Below are 7,922 nucleotides of genomic sequence, written 5' to 3'. Positions count from 1 at the left end.
CACTGTTACATTTGCTTCGTTTGCCCTCTGGTTCTTTGGTGGTGTTGGTAATAGCTTTATCAATGCCTTTCAGCTATACTTGCCTTGCAATCAGCGGAAGTCTCCGTTCCATTGTGTCTCCCCCCCCCCAAAAAAATCTATCCCGCTACAAGCAGTGCCATGTACTATTCGAGAGTATATGGCACTTTTTGAACTCTATCGTATTTTCTCACTCGACTCCGCCTGACACAAGACGTTGGGCGGGTTTACGTTTACAATGGAAGACAGATAATGATAATCCGAACCTGGTTCCAATCGGGAACAGCTTCGGATTTTTAGTATATCTTTAGTGCCTGCCGCCGTTCTACTCCCCCTAGCTTGAAAGTTTATGGCGCCGGCCTATCTGGCATCTAATTTGCTATAGCTATAATAGAAGTTCGCTCACAAGTTCAACCCCGTGTGGTTTTAACAGGACCGCTCTTTCAAGGTCAGGCCAAGGAAGTGAAACAATATGAAGTAAAGGATTATAAGCGATATAGCAGGGACATCTGAGACAGAATTTCTGTGGTGCAGCTATAAAAGACTTCATTATATAAACCATAAGGAGTGCATATGAAACAATTTGAACACCTCTATGCCCCCATCACGGTAGGCAGCATGACCGTACGAAACCGCATTTTTATGGCGCCTATGTCCACGCATCTGGCAGACACGCAAGGCCGGGTAACCGAGGAGCTGCTGGCGTACTACGCGGCCAGAGCCAGTGGCGGCGTGGGATATATCACAATTCCCAGTGTATTGATTGAAAAGTTAAGCCGGTATGGAACTTATCGAAATGTAGGCCTCTTTGAAGAGTGGCACGTCGGCAATCTTAAGCGCCTGACAGATACCGTCCATGCCCATGGAGCCTGTATCGGGGCGCAGCTCCTGCACCCGGCCATCGCCGCTCCATCCTCCTACAACGAGGGGCGGCAGCCGGTGGCGGCCTCCCCGGTAGAGGCCCGGGCCTATGGCGAGCTGCCCCGTCCGCTGACCATCCCGGAAATTCGGACATATGTGCGGCTCTTCGCCGAGGCTGCCGGACGCGCCCGGGCCGCGGGCTTTGACGCTGTGGAAATCCACAGCTGCCACCGGCACGGCCTGCTTGGCAGCTTTCTCTCACCGCTGCACAATAAGCGCATTGACGCATACGGGGGCAGTGTGGAGAACCGTGCCCGCATGGCGGTGGAGGTCATCCGGGCCGTGCGGGAGCTGGTGGGCGCAGAGTTCCCCATCATCGTCCGCATGTCCGCCTGCGACGAGGAACCCGGCGGGCAGTCATTGACAGAGGGAATGTATATCGCCCGCCTCTTTGAGAGGGCCGGGGCTTCTATGATCCACCTCTCTGACGGTTCCCTGGACATCCCCTGGAAGACCACCGCTCCGTCCGGAACGCCCCAGGGATTCAATATGGACTATGCCGCTAAGATCCGACGGGCCGTTCACATCCCCCTTGGCGTGGTGGGGAGGATCAATGAGCCCTGGGTGGGTGAGCTGCTGCTGGAGCAGGACGCATGCGACGCTGTGTATGTGGGCCGTGCGCTGATCTGCGACCCTGATTTTCCCAACAAGGCCCGGCGGGACCCTGCCTCTATCCGGCCATGTATTGGGTGCCTGCGGTGCCTTGCCGCCGTCAATGCGGACGAGCCTTTTGGCTGCACAGTGAATCCGGAGGCCGGGCGGGAGCTGCTGGTGAATGCCCTGCGTCCGGCGGGGGAAAGAGCACGGATCCTGGTGGCAGGCGGCGGTCCCGGCGGGCTGACGGCCGCCGCCTACGCGGCGGAGAGAGGGCATGACGTGACGCTGATGGAACAAGAGGCCCGCTTGGGAGGCCAGATGTACCTGGCGGCGTTTCCGCCCTGTAAACAGGAGATTGCCAAGGCATCCGGCTATATGATCCGCCGGGCGGAGGAAGCGGGGGTAAAGATTCTCCTGAATACCAAGGTGACTTCAGAGCTGGCGAAAAAAGAGAAATATGACCTGGTCATTGTGGCTGCCGGGAGCCGCAACCTGCTGCCCCGCTTTCTCAGCGGCGCATCGCAGTTGGTCACTGCCAGAGACGCCCTGGAGGGGAAGGCCTCTGTCGGCCGGAACGTGGTGATAGTGGGCGGCGGTCCCGTTGGCTGTGAGACCGCCGACTATTTGATTCACCCCCATCTGGACCTGGGCGCTCGAAGCCGCCAGGTCACGCTGATTGAGATGGACACGGTGCTGGCACGGGAAGAGCGGACCTCCGCCAGATCGCTTCTCATCGCACGGCTTCTGGAAAAGGGATGCCGCATCCTCACCGGGGCCAAGGTCCTCTCAGTAGAGGGCGATAAAATCATCTATGAACAAAATGGTGTTCAGCAGATGCTTACCGGTGTGGATACCGTAGTCTCTGCGGCAGGCTTTACCTATGAGAATCCCCTGGCAAAGGAGCTGGCCGCGGCAGGTCTGTCCGTACACGTAATCACGGAGACGCCGGATATTCAGACTGCCGCCGCAAAGGCCTTTGAATTTGTGCGGCAGAATCTCTGAGATGTGAAAAAGAGCCTCCGTAAACGCATTGCGCTTACGGAGGCTCTTTTTGCCCAAGACTGTCTCAGTGCTTTACCAGATCACGCACCATCTGAATATGCTGGCGGGTACGGCTGCGGAAAAAGCCCAAATCGTTCATACAGGTGACAAATTGGAACCCCTGACGAATACGGCGGGCGGCGTCCTCCGCGCTGGCGGTAACAATTCCGGGAATGACGCCGTTGGCCTGGCAGGCCTTCAGAATCCGGTCCACTGCCGCCACCATCTCCGGCGCTTCGGTAGTATGGTTGGCCGCAGAGTCCGCTTTAAACTTGATCCCCATTTCCAGGGAGAGATCGCCGGTGCCAATGAAAACCACATCGATGCCCGGCGTGGCGGCAATTTTTTCAATGTTGTTCAATCCCTCGATAGACTCGCACTGGGCAATGGACAGGCAGCACTCGTTGGAAGCCTGGACGTAATTGTCATAGGCGCCCCAACGGGGGCCCCGGCCGCCATTGGCCCCGCGCTTGCCCAGGGGCGCGTATTTGGTAAAGTTTACCAGATTTTTTGCCTGTTCCGGCGTGCCGACCAGCGGCGCCATCACGCCATTAACGCCCACATCCAGCATCCGGCTCATCATGGGGCCGTCGTCCGGGTTATAGACCCGCACCAGCGGTGCCATACCGTACAGTTCGCTGGCACGGCACATATGCACAATGCTCTCGGCGTCTGTCTCAGCGTGTTCACAGTCGATCATTACAAAGTCCAGGCCGTTTAAGGCCAGGATCTCGCAGTTCATCGCGGAGCTGGAGGCCACAAAGGCGCCCAGCGCATAGCCGTTGGCCGCGATTTTTTCTTTGACAAGGTTGCGCATTTCCATGGCAGTCACTCCTCTTTTCGTTTGCCGGACTTGTATGACGCTTTCGCCGTTCAAGAGCCCGGCTGTCTTGGCAGGGCCGAAATACCGGCTGTCAGGCACGGACCTCCGCGGAGGTATCCTGAGGCTCGGTGAGATCGGGGACTTCCCGTCCGCCGGCATCCCAGTCAATGTCATATTCCGCTTTCAGCCAGGCTTTGTATTCGTCGCAGCTGGAGGAGCGCTTGGGAGACATGATGTCCATTTGGTAGCAGGGGCCCTGGGAGCGGTAGACGTGGGCATAGTGCACGTAGTGAGGCGGCACATTGACCCAGCAGCCGGGAGAGAGGCGGTAGGGAACGCCGTCCACCCAGTAGTCGCACTCCCCTTTCACCACCGTGGCAATCTGCTCGTTCGGATGGGTGTGGGGGCCGATGGGCATGCCGTTGAACATCTGCCCCAGGCACATATGCATATTGGCGGCTTCCATGGCGAAGCACTTCATATAGCACATGACCTTGCCGTCCACATCCTTCTTGTGATTGGGCATCCAGGGCAAGTCGTTATAGTTGCCGTACATGATCTTTGCCATATTGATCGTTCCTTTCTTGTCCAGTTTTTGAATGGGATGGTTGTATTCTGTCAAGCGATTAGAATTCCAGATAATGCGATGGAAGACCATCCAGAATATCGCTGGTCAGACTGTAGGAGGCGATGGGGTAGCGCAGGCCGTTTTTGTGCAGGCCCTTCATCCCCTCCACCGCTCGGACAAAGTCCTCCGCCGTGAAAGTGATCCGCAGCTCGTTTTCCCCCATACCGGCAAACTTCTTATCCGCATAGCAGGGCAGGCCGATGGAGGGCTTGCCTGTCAAAAAGGTGCGGCACCAGGAGTCAGAACAGGTGGACTCCCCCACAAAGGTGAAGTCCAGTTTTTTATATTCTTTGAATTGGTACCCGGCCAGCAGCAAAAACGCCTGGGCCGGGGTTGCGTAGACCACCACCACATCCGGTTCGATCCGTCCGGAGACCAATGGCGAGGCCACCACAGCCGCATACTTGGGCGGGATGCACTCCAACGCCCGGTTATGGGCCTTGGAGGCCTCCAGATTGTCGAACCATACACCGTTGAACATCTCGCCGGAGTACCACTTTTCGTCCCGCTCGAACATACCGTTGATACCGCGGCAGTAATTGGCGTGAATGTTCTCCGGCCGGCAGGCGCTGGTCCAGTTGAACTGCGCGGCGTGCCCCACAATGGTGCAGGGCGGCAGGTGCTTGTCGTGAAGCCGCACCTTGGGAATGGCGGCCAGCTCCTCCTCTGTCTCGATCCACTTCATGGCAACAGGCGGCGTCTGCAGCCGCAGAAGCTGTGTCAGCTGCGGAACAATCTCCTGCCAGTTATGCACTTCCATAAAAAGCCCTCTTCCGTCTGTATTGGACCGGGCGGCAGTCTTGAATGAATCCGCGGTCCTGCTCTTTTATATAGCATTTTCAGTGCCAACTACTGCCGCTCTATAAAAAAGAAAAAACCGGGCGCATCCCATTGGGATGGCACCCGATTTGCTTATAATTCATGGACAACGGCCGATAAGGCTCGGCAAAAGAGATATGCCGCGTAACTCGCGGCACAGGGAGGCTATTATGGAACAGAATATCGACATCATCCCCTTTGGAACTACCCGGAACGGAGAGTCTGTAAGTCTTTTTCGCATCCCAAACAGCACCAATGATTACATTGAGCTCTCCACCTATGGCTGTGCCCTGAAGAGCGTCTGCATCCACACGTCTGACGGTTCCATGCAGAATGTACTGGCGGAGCCGTCGTCTCTGGCGGAGGATGAGGCGTCCCCGGCATTCCGGGGCGTGGTGTCTCTGGAAGATTCAGAATTATCCGGCGCCCTGTCCCATGCTGTCTGGAATGTGGCTGAGACAGGCGAAAATCATGTGTTTCTCACCTGCCGGGTCCGTGCCGGGACAGGGGAGATCGCTGTGGGAGCGCGGGTAATGTGGGTCAACCTCAACCGCCTGGTGATGGACCTTTTTGTAACACCGGAGCATGACGCCGCTCTGAATATCTGCAGTGAGCTGATGCTGCGTGCCGGATCGGCCGGAGGTTATGCGCTGAGGACGTTTTGTCCTAAATACCGTGCCGGCGGAGAGTGGCAGACTGTGGCACAGAGCCCCTACAGGGACCTGCAATTCCAGTCCTTGACGGGCGCCGTTTGCTTTTCCGCGCCGGAGGGCAGCGGCGTGGGCCCCATGGCCGAGCTGACTGAACCGGCGGTTCAGACAGCGATTTCCATCTATGGCAACTTGCCGCTGGTTTCAGTAACCCCCCGGGCGGACAGCGTACAGATCCTCCAGACACTGGCGGAGCCGGCGGCACTGCAGGGCGGCCAGACCTGCTGCGGCCGTATTATCTTCGGTTTTGACCGCCTTTTTACGGCGGAGGAATTGACCAATCCAGCTCCCAGCCCGTTCAGCGCCTTCATATGATCTGGCGGTGAATCATTTTTGAAATCAGGGCCGTCAAAACGAGTTGTTTTTGCATTGCCCGCTTTTCTGCGGTGTTCCTCCTGCCCGATAAAACTACAAAGCGCCTCTTCTCAAGCATAGCCGGAGAAGAGGCGCTTTGCGGTCTCCATCAATTTTCCGGAAGCTCTTCCCGACGGATGCCCAGCGCCTTGGCCTTGCGCACCAGCGTGGACTGGGATACCCCCAGGACCCTGGCGGCCTTGTAGGTGCTCTTGTAGTTGGTCAAGGCCTCTGTGATCATTCGCTTTTCAAGCTGTGCCGTCACTTCTTTTAAGGACATAACCGGCGCGTCCGGCGTGGCGTCTACGTTCAGCCGTCCGCTGAAGACCATCAGCACCTGCTGGGGCGTGATGGCGTTTTTGCTGCTTACAATGACCAGGCGTTCCACCACGTTTTCCAGCTCCCGGACGTTTCCCGGCCAATCATGCTGCTCCAGCAGCATGACCGCCTGGCTGAGAAAAAACTTTGAGGTTTTGTACTTTTTGTTGAAAGACACCAGAAAATTGGAAGCCAGCAGGGCAATGTCCTCCCGACGGTCTCGAAGGGGCGCAATCTGAATCGGCACTACATTCAGCCGATAGTAGAGGTCTGCGCGGAAGCTCCCCGCCTCCACCTGGGTAATCAGATTTCGATTTGTCGCAGTAATCACCCGCACATCAATGGGAATGCTCTTTGTGCCTCCCACTCTGCGGATCTCTCGCTCCTGCAGCACCCGCAGCAGCTTTGGCTGTAAGTGCAAGGGAAATTCCCCAATCTCATCCAGGAGGATCGTTCCATTGTTCGCTACCTCAAAAAGACCCATTTTACTCTTATACGCCCCAGTAAAAGCGCCCTTTTCATAACCGAACAATTCCGACTCCAGCAATGACTCCGGGATTGCGGCACAGTTTACCGTAATAAAAGGGCCCTCCGACCGGCTGCTCTGGTGGTAGATTTCCTTTGCGACCACCTCCTTGCCCACGCCGCTCTCCCCTGTGATCAGAACACTGGCGTCAGATTTGGCGATCATGGAGATATAACTGCGCAGTGCTGCCATGGCCTTGGAACTGCCGATCAGGCTGGTGGTCACCTGGTTGTCCCGAAGATACTGCAGCTCTTCCCGCATTCTGCGGTTTTCCCGCACTTCAAGATCCAGTCTGTCCCGCAGTGAGGCGCAGAGGGACAGATCCTGAATCTGCGTCAGCACAAAAATAATTTCCTGCTTGTCATTAAAAATCGGTGTACTGCACACCAGCACCAGCCCGCCATCGGGCATCTGGGACACCACGGTCACCTCCCGGCGCTGGTGGACAGCCTGGAGACAGGCGGGAATGTTGGAGGGGACGTCAATATAATTATAGGAAAAGCTCTGGATATTCTCCCGAAGACTAGAATATGCCTCCTCAAAGGAGACATAGTAATTCATTGTACGCACGACTTCATCAATGCTGGAGATGTGGCGGGAGACCGCCTCGTTTGCAGGCAGCTTGTACTCATCGACCCAAGCCTGATTGACATACTGTACAATACCGTCCGGCGTGATAAAGTGGATGGGCTGCTTGATAAGATCAGAGAACCGCAGAGAGTCCATATGCGGTGAGATTTTCTCCAAAAATTCCTGTTGATTCATCTGTTTTCTCCTTTTAGTGCCCTCGCGTTGTGGATTTCTCCATCTGTTCCGCCGACCGGCGGGCGGAAATATTGGAAATCTCCCCCAAAAGAGTGTTTTCTTCGAACATGTCCTTTGCCGGAAAGCGCTAGAGCTGGTTGAATTATACCACAAAGGGCTTCCTTTTCGCAATCCCCCCTTCTCAGACACCGGAGAACGGATGATGCCGGGACCACAAAGAACCATTCATTTTTAACTTATGCGGCCCAACCAGAGCAGTTCCCGGAAATAATGAGAAAAAGGAAGCGGGGACGGGGAATGCAGAGCAAGACGGAGGACGCGGGTGGGCTGACGCCCGCCACGGATGACAACGCAGCTATGCCTTTCCCGGACCGCTGAACTTTTCTCAGTATTTTGGGAAAT

At 56.2% G+C, this 7,922-nt stretch carries 7 protein-coding genes; 3 read left to right on the top strand and 4 right to left on the bottom strand.

The genetic code is table 11. The features are described 5' to 3' along the window. Both QZ326_RS09840 and QZ326_RS09835 read left to right on the top strand, forming a co-directional pair. Nucleotides 1-226 (top strand): hypothetical protein (locus QZ326_RS09840; protein ID WP_295744637.1); only part of this gene is annotated, 226 nt, incomplete at its 5' end. A 365-nt stretch (nucleotides 227-591) separates the two neighbouring features. Then, the gene (locus QZ326_RS09835) at nucleotides 592-2,538 is read left to right on the top strand and encodes an FAD-dependent oxidoreductase (RefSeq protein ID WP_295744634.1); all 1,947 of its coding nucleotides are present in this window, start codon (nucleotides 592-594) and stop codon (nucleotides 2,536-2,538) included. A gap of 64 nt (nucleotides 2,539-2,602) precedes the next feature. Here the strand turns inward: QZ326_RS09835 and QZ326_RS09830 are convergent, their stop codons facing one another. The 3 genes from QZ326_RS09830 to QZ326_RS09820 all read right to left on the bottom strand — a co-directional run bounded on the left by QZ326_RS09830 (nucleotide 2,603) and on the right by QZ326_RS09820 (nucleotide 4,788). After that, nucleotides 2,603-3,400 carry an HpcH/HpaI aldolase/citrate lyase family protein gene (locus QZ326_RS09830; RefSeq protein WP_295744631.1) on the bottom strand — a complete coding sequence of 266 codons (798 nt, stop codon included), beginning with the start codon at nucleotides 3,398-3,400 and terminating at the stop codon, nucleotides 2,603-2,605. A gap of 91 nt (nucleotides 3,401-3,491) precedes the next feature. Beyond that, nucleotides 3,492-3,968, bottom strand: coding sequence for a cupin domain-containing protein (locus QZ326_RS09825; RefSeq protein WP_295744629.1), 477 nt, complete (start codon nucleotides 3,966-3,968; stop codon nucleotides 3,492-3,494). 58 nt (nucleotides 3,969-4,026) lie between these two features. Continuing rightward, a complete protein-coding gene (locus QZ326_RS09820; RefSeq protein ID WP_295744628.1) occupies nucleotides 4,027-4,788 on the bottom strand; it encodes a DUF169 domain-containing protein in 762 nt (253 codons plus the stop codon). 229 nt (nucleotides 4,789-5,017) lie between these two features. Between QZ326_RS09820 and QZ326_RS09815 the strand changes: the two genes are divergently transcribed. Continuing rightward, nucleotides 5,018-5,872, top strand: a complete 855-nt coding sequence (locus tag QZ326_RS09815) for a hypothetical protein (RefSeq protein ID WP_295744625.1) — start codon at nucleotides 5,018-5,020, stop codon at nucleotides 5,870-5,872. Between the two features lie 148 nt (nucleotides 5,873-6,020). Here the strand turns inward: QZ326_RS09815 and QZ326_RS09810 are convergent, their stop codons facing one another. Next, the gene (locus QZ326_RS09810; RefSeq protein WP_295744622.1) at nucleotides 6,021-7,520 is read right to left on the bottom strand and encodes a sigma-54-dependent Fis family transcriptional regulator; all 1,500 of its coding nucleotides are present in this window, start codon (nucleotides 7,518-7,520) and stop codon (nucleotides 6,021-6,023) included. Nucleotides 7,521-7,922: the final 402 nt, after the last annotated feature.

It is taken from the genome of uncultured Oscillibacter sp., from assembly GCF_910587525.1.
Taxonomy (GTDB): Bacteria; Bacillota; Clostridia; order Oscillospirales; family Oscillospiraceae; genus Oscillibacter.
The sequence above is the reverse complement of the archived record's forward strand: the minus strand, read 5'-3'. Positions and strand labels throughout refer to the sequence as shown.

Excerpts from the sequence above, each read along its gene's own strand:
- QZ326_RS09810 (WP_295744622.1), bottom strand. The coding sequence starts at position 7,520 with ATGAATCAACAGGAATTTTTGGAGAAAATCTCACCGCATATGGACTCT.
- QZ326_RS09830 (WP_295744631.1), bottom strand. The coding sequence starts at position 3,400 with ATGGAAATGCGCAACCTTGTCAAAGAAAAAATCGCGGCCAACGGCTAT.
- QZ326_RS09815 (WP_295744625.1), top strand. The coding sequence starts at position 5,018 with ATGGAACAGAATATCGACATCATCCCCTTTGGAACTACCCGGAACGGA.
- QZ326_RS09820 (WP_295744628.1), bottom strand. The coding sequence starts at position 4,788 with ATGGAAGTGCATAACTGGCAGGAGATTGTTCCGCAGCTGACACAGCTT.
- QZ326_RS09835 (WP_295744634.1), top strand. The coding sequence starts at position 592 with ATGAAACAATTTGAACACCTCTATGCCCCCATCACGGTAGGCAGCATG.
- QZ326_RS09825 (WP_295744629.1), bottom strand. The coding sequence starts at position 3,968 with ATGGCAAAGATCATGTACGGCAACTATAACGACTTGCCCTGGATGCCC.